Raw genomic sequence first — 16531 nt, forward strand, 5'->3', positions numbered from 1 at the left:
CGAGCCGTGATCGCTGGTTGGAGACCTTTGCCGCCTGGGCTTCCAACAGCCGTGAGGATCGGGCGAGGGAGCGGCCGTGCGCGTAGTAGCGCACGCCCTGCTCCCCCACCCACACCGCGGTGGAACCGCTCTCCGCCAGCAGCATCATCGCCTGCTGGCTCACGGTCGTTCCCGGACCGAGCAGCAACGCGCCCAGGGTTGCCGCGGGAATGTGGACCGTGCCTTTGCGATCCCTGGCCGTGATCGCGTTCGCGTCTCGATGCACGACGCAGTGCTCGAGATAGATGAAGCTGAGCCGGTCCTGCGCTCGGACCAGTTGCCCGAGCGGGACCGGCTTCGCTCCCGGGATGGGTTTCACACCGCCGCGAGGGTCATCAGTCCGCATCCGTATCCCTTGCCAGGACCGATGCCACCGGTCAGAGCGCCGCGTAGGGCGATCGGGTCGGTGACGGTCAGCGTGCCCTCGAACACCGCGGTGGCGAGCGTGACGGTTCGGCCGCGGCGGTCGAACTTGCGAACGCGGCGAGCTCGGATCAGCACGTCGGGCGCTCCGGCTGAGCTGGGTTCGACGACGAAGCCCCGCTTGGCTGTTTGCCGTCGGAACCAGTTGAGCTGCTGGTCGACGGTGACGTGACCGACCCGCTTGCCTCGGCCGCCCGCCGGGTTCGGGAGGTTGTAGACCGGGTTGGCGAGCAGGCGGAACGCCCACCGGTCCCCCTCCGCCAGTCGCTCGAGGAACGGCCCGTAGTCGCGGGTCTGCCACCCGTAGGTGGGTCGGCCGATGGTCTCGACGAGATGGGTGAGATCAGGTTTGTCCGGGCTGACGATGTACAGCACCGCGTCGTGGCGGCCTTCGTCGACGCGCCAGAGGACGCGCCCGCCCGTTGCCGACTCGCGGTGTTCGGGGAAGGCTGCCAGAACACCTGCGTGGAGCCGCTGCGGCGAGGACAGGTAGTGGCGTGCGTCCCGCCGCTGTGGATTGATCTCGAACCGCGTGAGGTACACGGCTACAGCACCCCCAACGGGTCGTGGCTGTCGTCCCGAGCGTCGTAGCGATGCTCTCGGGCCTCGTAGTAGGCATTGGCGACAGTGACCGGTCCGTACCGCCGTACCGATCGCCATTCCCAGCGGCGATGTTCGGGATCGAAGCTGACCGGCTCGTCTCGGACGAGTTCGGCTCCGGGATCCCCAGGATCACAGTCGGCTATGAGCTCGAGCTCGACGGTTGGCGCCTCGTGGCGGCGCTGGTACCACGGCGCCGCAGCCCAGGGCTCTTCCGCCAGGGCCTCGATGGCCGTGCCGTTTCGGAGCCCGATCCCGATCTCACCGCACGGCGGGCATGATCGCCGCCCCAGGTACAGCGGGAAGTACGGGTTGCGCACCGCGTCGAGGAGACCGGCGAGCAGGTCGGCATCACCTTCGACGGCTGCCAGGAACACGGCATCGGCCAGGTAGTGGCGGGTCGACACCGAGATGGGGGTCGATTCACCGCGTTTGGTCGCGGTCTGGAAGTCCCGCTCCAGCCTGCCGGGCTGATCGATCCGGACCGCGAGCTTCAGTTGGAGCAATCCTTCCAGCGGATCCGTACGCCGACGGCCCTGTGCGGCGGCGAGCAGTCCGATGATCCCGCTCTTGCTGGGTGCGCGGTCGGTGGCGCGGCGGTTGAACCGGCTACTGGTCCCCCAGGACTGGAGCGGGCCGGCCAGCCGAAGCACAAGGGCGGTCATGTCAGGCGTGCCCCGACGGCGTCGCCGACACCCTCGACGATCGTGTGCAGGTCACCGCGGGTGCCCAGCGCGGCGAGCGGAGCCAGTCGCTCCCCGGGTCCACACACCCACACACCGACGGGGATTTGCCCGAAGGCGTCGTTGACCTCGACGAAATGCGTCGCGAGGCGTTCGATCGCCGTGGCGACCCGTGAGGGCGTCGTGATCGCGTCCTCGAACGCGCCCACGAGGTTCACCGGGCGGCTGTCGCGCAGGACGACCAGGACCGCGTCGGGCAGGGTCGTGTTGGCGAAGGTGTTCTGCTTGCCCGTCGGCATGCTGGTGACGAAGGCGCGGATGAACGCTTCCGTGGCGCGGCGGGTTGCCTTGGCGTCGCCCAGGTTGTCGTTGAGCCGGTCCACGTCGACAGACGCGTACCGGTAGAGCGTCGCCGAGTTGAACTCGACGGTGCCGATCATGCCTGCACCGGCGTCCTCTTCCTCGTCGGCCTGCTTGTGGTCGTCGACGGCGGTGTAGTAGTCGAACTCGTTCTCCACCGCGTGCACGGAGATGGCGTGCGCGACCTGGGCCGCGGCGTCGACGTTGAGGTCGGTCAGGTCAGCGACCATGCGACCGAACAGCGCGACGTCGACCGAGTGGGCCTGGTTCGCGCGCTTGCGCGCCTCTGCCTTGTTGGGTTCTTCACCGGTGCGCCCGAGCCGAACCCCCAGCTCGGCCAGCCCGCTGATCTGCCGGTTGCTGAGGAAGACGAGGTAGCCGGCCTCTTCCGGCACGTCCTTCTTGCCTCGGGGAGTGTTGGTCTTGATCCCCACGACGTCGAGGATCTTCTTCGCCAGCTTCTGCGACTCCGGGGCGAGATCGGCGTCCTGGCGGGCGATCTCCTCGGCGAGCAGCTCAACCAGACGCTTCGAGCGGACACCCAGCTCGGAACTGTCCAACTCGGAGCTGAACGCTGTGCGGGTTGCCCGCTTCCATGCCTGGCTGGACACGCGAGCTCGGACGACACCGCCGAAGCGGGCGGTCTTCGGGCTTCCGGTGTCGTCGCGGTTGAGGTTGGAGGGCGGCACGGTCTGGAGGACGTGCACGTCAACGATCGTTCGCGCCATGACAGGGTCCTGTTCTCGTTGCTTCAGGCTTGGGTCTGCTCGTCGGTGGAGGGGCGACGCGGTGTGCGGTAGAACTCCCGGCCCCAGATCAGTTGGACGCGCTCTCGTCCACCGCGTTGCCACCAGCTGAGTTGGTCGGCGAGCAGTCCGTAGTCGAGGGCGGTCGGCTTCCCGCTGGCGGAACGTGAACGCAGCAGCTGCACGGCGCCGCGGAGGTGATGGGTGAGCTCGGCGTACGAGTCGGCGGTACCGAGCATGCGGAACCGGCGCACCAGCGGATCGGGCAACGACCCGGGGTCGCCGTCGTGCAGCGATCTGAGTGCAGCACCGAGGCCGATCCCTCGCCGATGGACGCGTTCGCTCTTCGACTGCTGGTGCAGGGCGTAGAGCGTCAACGCTGTGTGGGCGGCGTGCTCGTCCGGGCCTGGTCCGCCGTCCGGTGCAGGCACGAAGTCCGGGGACAACGTGAACTCGAGGATGTCGAGCACCTCACCGGGCTGTTTGCCGACGCCACGGCGGAGCTGGGCGAGCGCGGCGACCGCAACGGAGTCGCGGTGCGACGCGTTCAGGTATCGGGACTGCAGACCTGAGATCCTGGTGTCGACGAACGTGCCGACGCGACCGAGTCTGTGCCCGGTCTCGGTCGATGTCGTTGTCATGCGGGGACTCCTGCGTGCTGGGCGAACGCGAGTGGTAGTGCCTCGCGAACCGCGCGGTCGAACCGATCTGCGGCGTGCGCCGCAGTGAGCACATGGCCGCGGACGACTCGGCCTTCCCACGCAGCCGGCGGGATGTCCTCGAGCAGCTCGCGGCCCTCGTCGCGGACGATCTCGAGCACCGTGCGCTGCCATTCCGCTTTCAGGTCGAGTTCGACCGCCTCGGGTGTCAGGGTCAACAACCAGCTTCGGTAGGGCTGGTCGAGGCGGGCATAGGCGCGCTCCATGACGCGGCTGCGACGCCCGGTTCCATCTCCGCCGGCGGCGGCTGCCAGATCGCCGGCGAGGTTTCCGACGGCTTGGACAGCCGCCTCCGCAACCTCGACCCCGGACACCGCGATCCCGACGAGGGCACCCGCGTCGCGCTGCGTGAGCATGGCGCGGAGCGCGAGAGCGTCATCGATGACGTCAGTGACCGAGGACTCTTGCTGGCCGTACGTCATCCCGATGGCGCGGACGCGCACCGGGTAGTCGCGATCGACGATCCTTTCGTACGTCAGAACACCGAGCCACTCGACGACGCCGGGTGCGAGCGAATCCGCTGCATCTCCGGCCTGCCGATCACCTGCAGGAAGGAGCGATTGCAGCCCCCTCCAGATCGCCCGGTCGGCGTCGTGTTTGCGGGGCATGTACACCGGCGTAGAAGCTCCCGCCTTCTTCTCCTGGGCTTGGCTGCGCCGCCACGCCGTGTGCGGCTCGTACAGGTGCATGTTCTGCGGTGTCAGCTTGTCGCCGTTGGCGATCAGCACGGACGTGACACGATCGCCTGTACGGACAAGCCGAACCCGCCGGCTCGGCCACACGTACAGATCGACCGGTCCCGTCGGGGTCCTGCCTCCAGGAACCTCTTCGGCAGCCGTGAGCTGCGGTCGCTCCCACACCGGTCGGTCGGTTTCAGGATCCCTCCTGAACTCGGGAGTGTCCGCCACCAGGTTGAGGAGCAGGGTCTCCTTGAAGGTTCGCCCTTCGAGCAGAACGCCACCCAGCGACCCGCTCCAACCCACTCCGATCGGGTATCCCCTCCCGGACTTGACTCGCGGGTCACCGACGGCCCCTGACTTGATGCCACTCATGTCGAACGCGTGGATGTGCACGAGCCAGCGGGCGGCCTCGGCGAAGGAGAGCGTGATCGCGTCCGCGCGGCGGGTGGTGAAGAACGGTTCTCCGTTCGGCACGTCGGCGACCAGCTTGGACAGCTCGGAGGTCTCCCCTTTGGCCGTCCGAAGGTCGGGCACCTGCAGAAACGGTGTGGTGGGGTGGACGAGGTAGAAGCGATCGCGATAACGGTCCAGATAGTTCTCGATCTGGTCGACGGGCAGGGTCTCCGCCTCCCACAGCCGCTGCCAGTCATCCAGGTCCCGCGGGCCGTCGATGGCGCTGTGGAGCACCGCGAGAAGCAGCCGGGTCAGGGCGAACGTCTGGGTGGGCAGCTCACCGGACAGCCCGGCGAGCGCGTGGGCTCGTGACAGGACCGTCAGGATGCCCAGCTCTTCGATCACGCCGTCGGGGCGGCGGCAGGGGAGCCAGGGATCGGTGACGAGGTCGAACGTTGCATTCGTAGGGAGCGGTTCGTTGATGGCGCACCTCAGTCTCAGCGACGACGTACCCGTGCGGCAGGTGACTCGTTGTCACTCACTCACGTGTTAACCGTTGTTCTGATACTTCTATACGTGGTTCCATGGCCGGCACTCAGTTCCCCGCGCGACGCCGCGGGGGTGGTCCACGTTGCTCTGGCACTTCAGTAGTTCTCCCCGCTCTCGCGGGGTCAGCAGGCGTCGTGGATCAGTCCGCGTCGTGGGTCGTACATGACGCGGAAGGTAGCGGGACCGGCCGACAATTCGGCTGTCCTGTTCTCGTCCAGGACGAGGACCAGCTGGCCGTTGAGCAGGGGGGTGCGGTCGAAGCTCGTGAAGTGGTTGCGCTCGAGTGCGGCTATGACTCCGTCTCCGATCGGGCCCGGCTGGCTCATCGCCAGCGGCAGGCGCAAGGCGCAGGCCGCGACCGTACGTGCCAGCCAGCCAGGTAGCTCGTCATCGAGCGGGATCTGCACGCTCGCGTTCTGCGCGATCCAGTCAGGGGTCAGCAAGCCGCCGTCGGCGTCGCGCTGCACGACGAGGACTTCCAACGACTCGGCACCGTCACGGACCTGACCGATCTGGCGAGGATCGTCCACATCGGCGTCGCCCACGCCGGCGCGAATCCAGCCGTGCAACGTGTCCTTGAGGCCGCCCACCTGGTCGATCCGGAAGGTCTTCGCATTCGCGCGGCGCCGCTCAGACCGTTGCCGATCGTCCTCTGCGGCCGCGGTCATGGCGGCCTGCCACGAGTCCGGGCCGATCGTCTCGTCTCCGTAGCCGGCCCGGACGAGTGGGGCGATGTCGTCTGGCAGTACGAGCCGGTCGCGATCGGCCAGCAGCGCCGCAGCGCGGAGCAACATGTGCTCGCCGTACACACGACGACTTCCGGCCACGGGGAAGACCGGCTCGGAGCGCCAGGACTCGACGCCGGTCAGAACGCAGCACGGTCGGGTGAGCCGCGGCGGGCGAACACGGCGGTGTCGGTGCAGGCGGCCCATCCGCTGCAGCACCAGGTCGACGGGTGCAAGATCGGTGACCATCAGGTCGAAGTCCACATCGAGGCTTTGCTCGACAACCTGCGACGCCACGACGATGTGCAGGTCCGGGCGTTCACTCTCCGACGTCGGCGGCCCGAAACGCCGAATCAGATCGGCGTCGAGTGCGGCGCGATCGCACGCCAGGAACCGGGAGTGCGCGACCGTCACATGATCGTCTCCGAACTCTTCGATCAGCCGGTCCGCTGCCTCCTGCACCCTGGCGACGGTGTTCCGCACGACGACCGCGCAACCCCCCTCGCCGAGCCGGTCACGCAGCAGCGAAACCAGCTCGTCGAGGTCGTCGCCGTCTTCACCTGGATCGAGCCGCTCGACCATGACGGTCCTCGGCTCGCCGCTGGCGGCGACTGCTCGAGGCGGCAGGCCTGTGGCCGTCACCACCGGATAGGCATCGCTGATGGTCACCTCGTCCGTCGTCTCGGATCGGCCGCTCTCGTACGCGGCGACGAGCTCAGCGCGCCTTCGCGGCGGCAGGGTCGCCGACAACAGCACCACCGGCGTCCCGTACGCGCCTAGCCAGTGCAGAGTGCGATCCAGGTACTGCGACATGTAGACGTCGTAGGCGTGCACCTCGTCGATCACGACGACCTTGCCCGCCAGAGCGAGGTGTCGCAGCACCAGATGGCGGCTCTTCAGCGCGGCGGCGAGAACCTGATCCACCGTCCCGATGACGAATTGGGCCAACACCCCGCGCTTACGCCCGCGCAGCCACTGGTGCGCGACGCCGACATCGGAACCGCATTCGCCGGCGTCGCGAACATGCCCGCGCCGAAGCAGGCCGCGGAACGTGTCATTCAAGCTCGCCGTGCCGTGCGCCAGCTGCACGCTCACGTTCACCGGCACACCCGGCAGCGCCTGCAACCAGGACAACACCCGCCCGAACATGGCGTCCGTCGTCGCCCTCGTCGGGAGGGCCACGAAGCAACCGTCGGCACCCGACCGGGCCGCCAACGCCTCCACGGCGAGCAACGCCGCCTCCGTCTTCCCCTCCCCCATCGGCGCTTCGACGATCACCATGCCCGGGGTCTCCTGCGCCAGGGCGGCTTCGACCGCGGCCACCTGCACCGGCCGGGGCGTCCGGCCGAACCGTTCCTGAAACGCCGACGCCACATCAGTGATCGGCTGTGGTCGCCATCGCGGCGGGAGGTCCAGCTCCTGCCATGCCCGGGCCGCGCGCGCCTCGGTCGTCTCCCGGTTCGGAGGCACGACGCCCTCGCGAGCGGCGTGGATCGGCTCGAGATCGAACAACTCGCTGGAGGCGATCCAGTCTGCGACGATCACCATCGCGGTCAGCAGCACCTGCGCCGGTCGCGGGATCGGACGTGATGCTGCGCCGGCCAGCCACTCCGTGCCACCGACCAGATCAGCAGCCCACCGCAGCACGTCGACCCGTGCCTCGGACCAGCTGCCCCGACCGGCCAGCTCGGCGTGCTGCTCGACGGCCATCAAGTCGGGTCGTTCCGGGGGCACACCGTGGTGCCCACCGATCAGGCAGGACAGCTGACTGGCGCTGCTCCGCGGAACCCGGAGCTCCGTCGTGAGCCAGTCCAGCACGGCCACCTGGCCGACCATCTCGTGCCGGATCCGAGATCGATCTCGGTCGTTCGCGTAGCGCGGGTCCGCCGCGAGGCCATGCTCGCGCATGACGTCCGCGAGGGCGGCGCACTGCACGGCGAACGCGGGACTCGCCTTCCCGACATCGTGCACCGCGGCCGCCCAGACGATCAGCTGCCGCAGCTCGGTGACGCCGAGACCGAGCATCTCCGAGAGACGGGTGAGGACCGACGAGGGAATCCACTCATCAACCAAGCGGCCGGCTATGGCTGCGGTGTCACCCAGGTGCTGATGGAGCGGGAGCCACTCCGTCACGATCCGGTGGTCAAGTTCATCGCGGCCGGTCTTCGCCCACACCGACCACCACGGCTTCACGTCGTACACACCTCACTACTCTTCGGGGTCGACGTCTCGGGCAGTCGCGGAAGATCCCGGCTCTGTTACCTTGTGCTGGTAGATCATCGATCGGCGCTAGCTCATCTTGAATCAAATCGGCAGGCTCGGCTCGCGTCGTCGCTGGTCAGGAAGTGTCGTCCCCGCGCCTGCGGGGGTGGTCCCACCGTCTACGTGCGACCCGCCCCGGCCAGCGCGTCGTCCCCGCGCCTGCGGGGGTGGTCCCCCGCACCGGGTCGTGCCGGTGCTCGCGCAGGACGTCGTCCCCGCGCCTGCGGGGGTGGTCCCTGCGGCTACTGCTCCGGCGCACCAACCTCGTAGTCGTCCCCGCGCCTGCGGGGGTGGTCCCACCAACGATGACGTGATCTTCGCCTACAACGAGTCGTCCCCGCGCCTGCGGGGGTGGTCCACACCGCCATGCTGTCTGCCGCCTTCTGGGTCGAGTCGTCCCCGCGCCTGCGGGGGTGGTCCCCACCGCAACCACCCCAACGCGTGGGTGCAGTGGTCGTCCCCGCGCCTGCGGGGGTGGTCCCCAGCCCGCGCTGGACAAGGTCCGCGATGCGATGTCGTCCCCGCGCCTGCGGGGGTGGTCCCGAGTTCGCAGCTGCGTACGCGCACCGCGCATCGTCGTCCCCGCGCCTGCGGGGGTGGTCCCGGCACAACCTCGCGGGCGCGACCCGGGCGGAAGTCGTCCCCGCGCCTGCGGGGGTGGTCCCGGCAGGGTCGCCGCCACTTCCGCCGCCTCGAGGTCGTCCCCGCGCCTGCGGGGGTGGTCCCCCGGACCCGGTGTGGCAGGTCGTCGACCCGGAGTCGTCCCCGCGCCTGCGGGGGTGGTCCCCACCTCAGCGACAGTGGCCATGATCCCTAACCGTCGTCCCCGCGCCTGCGGGGGTGGTCCTCGGATGTACTTGCTCGACGGGTACATCGCGTAGTCGTCCCCGCGCCTGCGGGGGTGGTCCCTGCACGATCCGCGTGTGCCACAAAGTCACCGGGTCGTCCCCGCGCCTGCGGGGGTGGTCCCTTGTCCGACACCCAGCCGGCGGCAACCGTCACGTCGTCCCCGCGCCTGCGGGGGTGGTCCCACGCTGCGCGCCTTCCGTGAGGCCAGCGCCCGGTCGTCCCCGCGCCTGCGGGGGTGGTCCCGTGTGCCGGCTGGCGAGCGCCATCACGGCGAAGTCGTCCCCGCGCCTGCGGGGGTGGTCCTGACCCGCTCGTGACCACGTAGACCGACGAGCAGTCGTCCCCGCGCCTGCGGGGGTGGTCCCCAGGCCTTCTGCAGCTGCGCGCCGAGCTCGACGTCGTCCCCGCGCCTGCGGGGGTGGTCCCCGCGTCTACTGGCACCGGGGCACGCGATGACCGTCGTCCCCGCGCCTGCGGGGGTGGTCCCTGCTCGGCCTCGTCGAGTGCGCCGCCGAACTTGTCGTCCTCGCGCCTGCGGGGGTGGTCCGCCGACGTCACGCACCTGCGCTGGAATCTTTCGGCAGACCAAGTCATCCCCGCACCTGCGTGGACTAGCCCTGCGATTGTCAGGCTCCTCTGTCACCGTGTGGTCGTGGACATCACCGAGTGCCTTATCGATGCAGTCTCTGCAGGGAACCTGCGGGTTCGGCGCTCGGACTTCGCCCATGTTTGGCGCATGGCCGAGCAGCTGGCGGCCGATCACGGGCATCAGCACCTGGATGACTGGTATCCGGCCGCCGTTGCGATGACATGCCGATGGCTGGCCGGCGCAGTGGTGACCGACCATGCGGGATGTCGCGCGCCGACGCCGGCTCCGGTGACGCGGCGGCAGGCTCGGGCGTTCCCGGAGTTGATCGACGCAGAGCTGCTGGCGACCGAGTTGTTCACGGGGCGGGATCCCGGAACGGTCCGGGCGCGGCCTGGTTGGATCGCCGGGGTCAGTGCGACGTTGCAGTGGGCGTGGCGCGGTGACGGTCCGCCGCCGTTCTCGCTGCCGACCTCTGGCGGCGGGTCGACAACGGCGAAGACCCGAGACAGCTGGGCACGTCAGCGAGATCGGTCATGTCGCCGCCGTCGTGGAAGTCGTCGTGATCGACGTCGTGGCTGAGTTCGTCGGCGTCGAGGATCTCGTGGGCTGTGATCTCGTCGAGAGCGGGCTGAGCTTCGTCGGCGGTGGGGATGCGGACATCGTCCTCGGCAGCCGGTGCGGGCTCGGCTGCTGCGAGTTCGCGGATGTCGAGTAGATCGGTAAACGGGGCGGTATCGACGTCGGCCTGGTCTGCCGTGTGGTGTTCGTCGAGGTCGGTTTCGCAGATCAGCCGATGGACATCGTCCTCGAGGCGGGCCGCGCGTTCGGCGGTCAGCCATTCCTGGGCGGTGACGGTGGGTTCGGGTATGTCGTCGGCATGGCGTTCGGCGATCAAGTAGCGGGCGGCGTCGGCGTTGGCGCGGGTGACAGCGGTGTGGGCAAGGGCCCACGCGCGGGCGTCGTCGATCTTCTGCAGGTCGGCGGCACGGGCGTCGAGGGATTCGCCCAGGCGATGCCGTTGTTCGTCGCGCGCGACGACCCAGGCCTCGTCGCACGGACACGTCTCGCCCACCACCTGGAGCTGGTGCGCGCGGAACTGCACGTCGCGATCAACTCCGGCGTTCCGGCGGAGGAGTGCGCCGCTCTCGCGCGCCGACGAGTCCCGTTCTGGACCGACGCGGCGATCGCGGACATGCTCACCGACCGCGGCTCGGACCCCCTCCTGCGGCTCCTACCTCTACGCCTACCCGGCCGGCATGGACTGGTTCGTGGCCCTCGCCGACAGTGGCGATACGGTCGCAGCCAAGGAGGTGGTCCGTGCCGCGTACCGAGTGCCCCTCACCCCAGCCGAACTCGAGGTTCTCTGGCCGGCTGGCCCCGCTATCGGGGGTGGCTGACCCGAAGCTCTTCGTGTACGGCAGCCTCCAGTTCCCCGAGGTGTTGGAGGCGCTCGTCGGGCGGGTGCCGACCATGACGCCGACCTCCGCGTCGAGCTGGCCGACCCTCAGGTAGCCGAGGCACGGTCCGATGTGGTTGCGGACGTGTCCGCGGTAAAGATCGCGAGTACCCGGCGATCCGCCGAGCTGATCGAGGTAGCGGGACAAGAGCTCATCGAGCGTGGCGTTCGTCCGCGGGGTTCGACGCTCGGCGGCCTCCTGGACGAAACGGGCGCGGGTCGCCTCGGCCTCCTCCCACGCCCGTGGTCCGGGGGCGATGACCGCGGTCCGGTACACCCGCCGGCGCGTCAACGGGTCGGTCCCCGTGTAGACGCGGACGCGGACAGCACCACTCGGAAGCTCGTCAATGCCACCCCGAGCACGCACTCTGTCGGCGCGAGCTCGACCCCCCATGGGCAGCAGGGTAGTGGGTTTCGCGTCACGCTTGATGTCACACGAAACCCACTGTCGATCTTGACCAGGGCGCTTGCCCTGGTCAAGGGTGGAGCGGGCGACGGGAATCGAACCCGCGTAGCCAGTTTGGAAGACTGGGGCTCTACCATTGAGCTACGCCCGCATGCCCCGCTGGTGCGGGAGCACCTCCAAGATTAGCCGACGACCATCGGCTTGCACGACGCGGTCGGGAGATCTCACGTTGAGCCGCTCGACACCTGCGGGTTGACCACCGAGCGAGCGGCCGACGTGGTAGGTTGGACCGGCCGATCTACGGGTTTCTGCAGGTCAGCGACGGGGTGTGGCGCAGCTTGGTAGCGCACTCGCTTTGGGAGCGAGGGGCCGTGGGTTCAAATCCCGCCACCCCGACCAGCGTGCGGGTAGCGGTCTGCGCCCCTACAGTGCCGGGGTGCCGGAGGGGGCCGCGGCGGCGGTGGTCGACGTGTTCGTCTACGTCGTCGTCCTGAACCTGTTCATCGAGTACTTCCCGCAGGTGATCAGCGAGACGTTCACGCTCTCCCTGCTGACCGCCGTCCTGCTCAAGGCCGTCCTCGAGGTCGTCGTCCTCGCGAAGGACCGGGTGAAGGACCGGTTCCGCCGGGCCTCGACACCGATCGGCAAGATCGCCGCCGGGTTCCTCCTCTGGCTGGTGCTGTTCGGCAGCAAGTTCGTCGTCCTGGAAGCCGTTGCCCTCGTCTTCGGCGATCGCGTCGGCCTCGGCGGCTTCTCCTCGGTGACGCTGCTGATCCTCGTCCTCATGCTGGCCCGCGCCTCCGTCCGGCGCCTCCTCACCGAGCCGACGGCCTGACGAACCCGCCCTCGGGGCAGTAGCGTCGCCGACGTGTTCGACGGCTTCGAGCGAGTGCGCATCGACACCGGTGAAGCGACCATCGCCGTCACGCACGGCGGATCGGGGCCGCCGCTGCTGCTCCTGCACGGCTTCCCCCAGTCGTCGGCGATGTGGGGCGACGTGGCGCCGCGGCTGGCGGAAGACCACACTGTCGTGGTCACCGACCTGCGCGGGTACGGGGAGTCGTCGCGGCCGCCGTCGGGGCCCGACCACGCCGGCTACTCGTTCCGGGCGATGGCGGCGGACCAGGTCGCGGTGATGCGGGAGCTCGGGCACGAGCGGTTCACCGTCATCGGGCACGACCGCGGTGCGCGGGTGACCCACCGGATGGCGCTCGACCACCCTGAGCGGGTGGACCGGGCGGCGGTGCTGGACATCCTGCCGACCCTGCACGTCTACGAGAACGTGGACCGGGCGCTGGCCACCGCCTACTACCACTGGTTCTTCTTCATCCAGCCCGACCCGGTGCCGGAGAACCTGATCGCGGGCGATCCGATCGGGTACCTGCACGCGCTGCTGGGCTCGTGGGGCGGCGGGCTGGACCACTTCTCCCCGGAGGCGATCGCCGCCTACGAGCGCGCGTTCGCCGATCCCGAGGCCCGGCACGCGATGCTGGAGGACTACCGGGCGGGCGCGTCGATCGACCTGGAGCACGACCGCGCCGATCTGGACCGGCGCATCGAGGCGCCGCTGCTGGTGCTGTGGGGTGCGCGCAGCGTCGTCGGAAACCGGCCCGAGGATCCCGTGGAGGTGTGGCAGCAGCGCGCCGTCGACGTGCGCGGCGCCAGCGTCGACGCCGGGCACTTCCTCGTCGAGGAGGCACCCGAGGAGACCCTCGGCGTGTTGCGGGACTTCCTGGCGGGCTGACTCAGCGCAGGGCGGCCAGCGCTCGGTGCACCGCCGCCGTGATCCGCTCGGTGTCCCCCGTCGCGAGCAGGTCGAGCATCCCGCCCCGCAGGACGGCGAGGGCCGCGGACGCGGTCTCCGCGTCGGCTCCGGCGCTCGCGAGGATCTCCAGCCAGTCGGTGACGCTGCGCTCCGCGAAGCCCGCCCACGGTCCCTCCGGCTCGACGAGCGACCGCCCGAAGCCCTCCACCCACAGCCGCAGGATGGCGCGGTGCTCGGGCGCGGCGAGCCAGGCCCAGATCCGCTCTGCCGCCTCGACCACTCCACCCGAACCGGACCGCACCTGCTCCACCAGCACCCGCTCCTCCTCGCGCGCCCGCTCCAGCAGCGCCTGGACGAGGCCGTCCTTCGAGCCGAACAGGAACAGCAGCACCCGCGGGCTGGAGCCGATCGCTTCGGCGAGCGGCCGCAGCGACAGCCCACTGATGCCGTTGCGCAGCACGTACTCGTACGCGAGCTCGAGCAGTTCGGTTCGACGTGCGGAAGGCGCTTGCGGTGTGGCGGTCACCGCGCCATTCTCTACTGAAACACTCGTTTCAGTGGAGCGGTTCGATGGGTGACGTGCAGATCAGGGAGTGGGGGGCGCCCGGCGACCTCGGCTGGGTGCTGAAGTCGCACGGGGAGCTCTACGCCGCCGAGTACGGCTTCGACCACAGCTTCGAGCAGAGCGTCTCGCGCACCATCGCCGGGTTCGCACAGGCGGATCCCGCCCGTCGACGCGGCTGGATCGCCGAGCTGGACGGACGGCGGATCGGCTCGATCGCCTGCCCCCCGTCCGACATCGGCGAGGACGAGGTCGCGCAGCTGCGCCTGCTGCTCCTGCACCCGGACGCCCGCGGCATCGGTCTGGGCGGCCGGCTCGTCGACACCTGCCTCGCGTTCGCCCGCGAGACCGGGTTCCGGCGCATCCGGCTGTTCACGGTCGACGTGCTCACCGCCGCCCGGGCGCTGTACGAGCGGCGCGGGTTCACCCTGACCCACCAGGCACCGCACGCAGGTTCGGCCCGCCGGTGATCGGCATCGTGTACGAGCGGGATCTGGCAGGCTCGCCCGGGTGATCTCGATCCGGACCGCGCAGCAGCAGGACGACGCGGCGCTCGTCGCGATCGACGACGCCACGTGGAGCACGGCGACGTCGCCGGCACCGCCGCCGGAGGGCCCGCGATCGTTCTTCGAGCGGGTCGCGCCCGACGACGTGCTCGTCGCCGAGCGGGGCGGTCGCGTGGTCGGCTACGCGGCCCTGCACAACTCGCTCGACGCGCCGTCGCACCGGCACGTGCTCGAGATCCGCGGGCTGGCGGTGCACCCGGACGCGGCCAGGCGCGGGATCGGCGCGGCGCTCGTCGAGGCAGCCGTGGTCGAGGCGGCACGGCGCGGAGCGCGCAAGGTGACGCTGCGCGTGCTGGGGAGCAACGACCGCGCGCGGCAGCTCTACGCACGGTGCGGGTTCGTCGAGGAGGGCGTTCTGCGCGACGAGTTCGTCCTCGACGGCAGCTACGTCGACGACGTGCTGATGGCCCGGTTCGTGGGCTGAGGTCCGCTCAGGCAGCCACTTCCCACGGCAGCCGCTCGACCATCGCCTCCCCGCAGTCGGGGCACGGCTGGGCGGCCGGGCCGGCCGTGACGACGATCTCCAGGTCCAGCTCCGCCTCGACGCCGCAACCCGGGCACTGCCACCAGGCGGTCGTGTCGGTCGTGTCCATGGCGGCCACGCTAAATGACACCCCTGTCATTTTCACGCACATCGAGGGCCCGGGTTTCTCGGGTAACGTGGTGCCCGGCGCACAAACGATCACCGGAGCGGTTGCCGGACCGATGCACCCCCAGTGCCGAGGTCGGCCCTGTGCGCCGTGGTGTCCACCGCTCCCGACCGGTCGCACCCTCCCGCGACCGGTCACCGGGTCCACGCCGACGGTGCCCGCCGGCGTGGGCCCGGCCGGCGGAACCCCAGGTCAGCGGTACTCCGGCTGGCACGTCGGGCACCAGAAGAGGTTCCGTCCGGCGTGCTCGGTGTGCGCGATGGGCGTGCCGCAGACCAGGCACGGCAGGCCGGCCCGCCGGTAGACGTAGACCTCTCCCCCGTGTCGGTCCTTCCGCGCGGGCCGCCCCTGCAGACGCGGGTCGTGCTCCTTCTCGACGGTGTCGATGCGGCCGCGCCGCACCCCGTCCCGCATCAGCGCGACGAGATCGGCCCACAGCGCGTCCCACTGCTCGCGCGCGAGCGCCGATCCCGGCATCTGCGGGTCGAGGCGGTGGCGGAACAGCGTCTCGGCTCGATAGACGTTGCCGACCCCGGCGACGACCGACTGGTCCATCAGCAGCGTCGCGATCGGCGCCTTCGACCGCGAGATGCGGACCCACGCCTTCTCCGGGTCGGCGTCGCGGCGCAGCGGGTCCGGGCCGAGCCGGGCCCGGATCGCGCGCACTTCCGCGGTGCTCAGCAGCTCGCATGCGGTGGCGCCGCGCAGGTCGGCGTACGCCGTCTCGCCCACCATCCGCATGCGCACCTGCCCGCGCGGCTCCTGGACGGGATGCGGGGCTTCCTCGAACGTGCCGTAAAGCCCGAGGTGGACGTGCACGATCCGGTCGGGCGCGTAGTGGTGGAACAGGTGTTTGCCGTGCGCCTCGGCCTTCTTGAGCACCATGCCGTCGACGGCGGCGGCCCCGGCGGCGAACCGCCCCTGCGGGCTCGACACCGCCACCGGCCGACCGCCGAACAGCGCACGGTGGCGCCGCGCCAGCCGGTGCAGCGTGTGGCCCTCCGGCATCAGCGCGGGATCTGGTCGGGCGGCAGCGCCGGCGGCACACCCGTCCGCTCGTACTCGGTCAGCAGGTCGATGCGCCGCTGATGGCGGGGCTCACCGGAGAACGGCGTCGAGATGAACGCCTCGACGATCTCGGTGGCCTCCTCGATCGTGTGCATGCGCGCGCCCACGCCGACGACCTGAGCGTCGTTGTGCTCCCGCGCGAGCTTGGCGGTCTCGACGCTCCAGGCGAGCGCGCAGCGGATGCCGGGCACTTTGTTCGCTGCGATCTGCTCACCGTTGCCCGAGCCGCCGATCACGATGCCGAGGCTGCCCGGATCGGCCAGCGTGCGGCGGGCGGCCTCGATGCAGAACGGCGGGTAGTCGTCCTGCGCGTCGTAGGTGGCCGGGCCGACGTCGATCGCCTCGTGGCCCAGACTGGTCAGATGCGCGACCAGGTGGGCCTTGAGCTCGAAGCCGGCGTGGTCGGAACCGAGGTACACGCGCACGGCACGGAATCCTGCC

The 16531-nt window shown here is 70.0% G+C and carries 16 protein-coding genes, 2 tRNA genes, 1 pseudogene and 1 CRISPR repeat array; of the genes and pseudogenes, 6 read left to right on the forward strand and 13 right to left on the reverse strand.

The window, feature by feature from the left end; translation table 11 throughout:
* Positions 1 to 28 precede the first annotated feature (28 nt).
* The 8 genes and pseudogenes from BUE41_RS32200 to BUE41_RS23910 form a co-directional block, all read right to left on the reverse strand.
* Positions 29 to 385, reverse strand: a pseudogene (locus BUE41_RS32200) (hypothetical protein); the annotation flags it as partial.
* Positions 355 to 1005, reverse strand: coding sequence for a type I-E CRISPR-associated protein Cas6/Cse3/CasE (gene cas6e / locus BUE41_RS23880; protein WP_073459557.1), 651 nt, complete (start codon positions 1003 to 1005; stop codon positions 355 to 357). The gene cas6e and the pseudogene BUE41_RS32200, both read right to left, overlap by 31 nt.
* A gap of 2 nt (positions 1006 to 1007) precedes the next feature.
* On the reverse strand, positions 1008 to 1727 hold the full coding sequence (gene cas5e / locus BUE41_RS23885; protein WP_073459558.1) for a type I-E CRISPR-associated protein Cas5/CasD: 720 nt from the start codon (positions 1725 to 1727) through the stop codon (positions 1008 to 1010).
* Positions 1724 to 2956, reverse strand: coding sequence for a type I-E CRISPR-associated protein Cas7/Cse4/CasC (gene cas7e, locus BUE41_RS23890; protein WP_234997525.1), 1233 nt, complete (start codon positions 2954 to 2956; stop codon positions 1724 to 1726). Before cas7e ends, cas5e begins: the two co-directional genes overlap by 4 nt.
* Positions 2857 to 3492, reverse strand: a complete 636-nt coding sequence (gene casB, locus BUE41_RS23895) for a type I-E CRISPR-associated protein Cse2/CasB (RefSeq protein WP_073459560.1) — start codon at positions 3490 to 3492, stop codon at positions 2857 to 2859. Before casB ends, cas7e begins: the two co-directional genes overlap by 100 nt.
* The gene (casA, locus tag BUE41_RS23900; protein ID WP_327194782.1) at positions 3489 to 5144 is read right to left on the reverse strand and encodes a type I-E CRISPR-associated protein Cse1/CasA; all 1656 of its coding nucleotides are present in this window, start codon (positions 5142 to 5144) and stop codon (positions 3489 to 3491) included. Before casA ends, casB begins: the two co-directional genes overlap by 4 nt.
* Before the next feature lie 170 nt (positions 5145 to 5314).
* Positions 5315 to 8119: a CRISPR-associated helicase/endonuclease Cas3 gene (locus BUE41_RS23905; RefSeq protein WP_073459562.1), complete on the reverse strand. Its 2805-nt coding sequence runs from the start codon at positions 8117 to 8119 to the stop codon at positions 5315 to 5317.
* A gap of 145 nt (positions 8120 to 8264) precedes the next feature.
* A CRISPR array of direct repeats spans positions 8265 to 9576; the repeat unit is 29 nt; unit sequence GTCGTCCCCGCGCCTGCGGGGGTGGTCCC.
* A gap of 450 nt (positions 9577 to 10026) precedes the next feature.
* A complete protein-coding gene (locus BUE41_RS23910; RefSeq protein WP_073459563.1) occupies positions 10027 to 10719 on the reverse strand; it encodes a hypothetical protein in 693 nt (230 codons plus the stop codon).
* A gap of 287 nt (positions 10720 to 11006) precedes the next feature.
* Here BUE41_RS23910 and BUE41_RS32520 point away from each other — a divergent pair, with 287 nt between their 5' ends.
* On the forward strand, positions 11007 to 11129 hold the full coding sequence (locus BUE41_RS32520) for a gamma-glutamylcyclotransferase family protein (protein ID WP_268794542.1): 123 nt from the start codon (positions 11007 to 11009) through the stop codon (positions 11127 to 11129).
* Positions 11130 to 11556: 427 nt separating this feature from the next.
* Here BUE41_RS32520 and BUE41_RS23915 read toward each other — a convergent pair.
* A tRNA-Gly gene (locus tag BUE41_RS23915) sits at positions 11557 to 11630 on the reverse strand.
* 171 nt (positions 11631 to 11801) lie between these two features.
* On the opposite strand from BUE41_RS23915, the gene BUE41_RS23920 reads away from it, so the two are divergent.
* The 3 genes from BUE41_RS23920 (at position 11802) to BUE41_RS23930 (ending at position 13223) form a co-directional block, all read left to right on the forward strand.
* Positions 11802 to 11878 (forward strand) — tRNA-Pro (locus tag BUE41_RS23920).
* A gap of 37 nt (positions 11879 to 11915) precedes the next feature.
* Positions 11916 to 12314 (forward strand): hypothetical protein, encoded by a 399-nt coding sequence (locus tag BUE41_RS23925; RefSeq protein WP_073459564.1) that lies wholly within the window; start codon positions 11916 to 11918, stop codon positions 12312 to 12314.
* Positions 12315 to 12347: 33 nt separating this feature from the next.
* Positions 12348 to 13223, forward strand: coding sequence for an alpha/beta fold hydrolase (locus BUE41_RS23930; RefSeq protein ID WP_073459565.1), 876 nt, complete (start codon positions 12348 to 12350; stop codon positions 13221 to 13223).
* A 1-nt stretch (position 13224) separates the two neighbouring features.
* Here the strand turns inward: BUE41_RS23930 and BUE41_RS23935 are convergent, their stop codons facing one another.
* Complete coding sequence (locus BUE41_RS23935; RefSeq protein ID WP_073459566.1) at positions 13225 to 13770, reverse strand: TetR/AcrR family transcriptional regulator; 546 nt, start codon at positions 13768 to 13770, stop codon at positions 13225 to 13227.
* Between the two features lie 44 nt (positions 13771 to 13814).
* On the opposite strand from BUE41_RS23935, the gene BUE41_RS23940 reads away from it, so the two are divergent.
* Together BUE41_RS23940 and BUE41_RS23945 are read left to right on the forward strand one after the other, a co-directional pair.
* Positions 13815 to 14276: a GNAT family N-acetyltransferase gene (locus tag BUE41_RS23940; protein WP_200804086.1), complete on the forward strand. Its 462-nt coding sequence runs from the start codon at positions 13815 to 13817 to the stop codon at positions 14274 to 14276.
* A 40-nt stretch (positions 14277 to 14316) separates the two neighbouring features.
* On the forward strand, positions 14317 to 14796 hold the full coding sequence (locus BUE41_RS23945) for a GNAT family N-acetyltransferase (RefSeq protein WP_073459567.1): 480 nt from the start codon (positions 14317 to 14319) through the stop codon (positions 14794 to 14796).
* 7 nt (positions 14797 to 14803) lie between these two features.
* On the opposite strand, the gene BUE41_RS30910 is transcribed toward BUE41_RS23945, so the two are convergent.
* The 3 genes from BUE41_RS30910 to BUE41_RS23955 form a co-directional block, all read right to left on the reverse strand.
* A complete protein-coding gene (locus BUE41_RS30910) occupies positions 14804 to 14965 on the reverse strand; it encodes a hypothetical protein (protein WP_159444958.1) in 162 nt (53 codons plus the stop codon).
* 249 nt (positions 14966 to 15214) lie between these two features.
* Positions 15215 to 16030 carry an Fpg/Nei family DNA glycosylase gene (locus BUE41_RS23950; RefSeq protein WP_073459568.1) on the reverse strand — a complete coding sequence of 272 codons (816 nt, stop codon included), beginning with the start codon at positions 16028 to 16030 and terminating at the stop codon, positions 15215 to 15217.
* Complete coding sequence (locus BUE41_RS23955) at positions 16030 to 16515, reverse strand: ribose-5-phosphate isomerase (protein ID WP_073459569.1); 486 nt, start codon at positions 16513 to 16515, stop codon at positions 16030 to 16032. Before BUE41_RS23955 ends, BUE41_RS23950 begins: the two co-directional genes overlap by 1 nt.
* Positions 16516 to 16531: the final 16 nt, after the last annotated feature.

This window comes from Pseudonocardia thermophila (genome assembly GCF_900142365.1).
Classification (GTDB): domain Bacteria; phylum Actinomycetota; class Actinomycetes; order Mycobacteriales; family Pseudonocardiaceae; genus Pseudonocardia; species Pseudonocardia thermophila.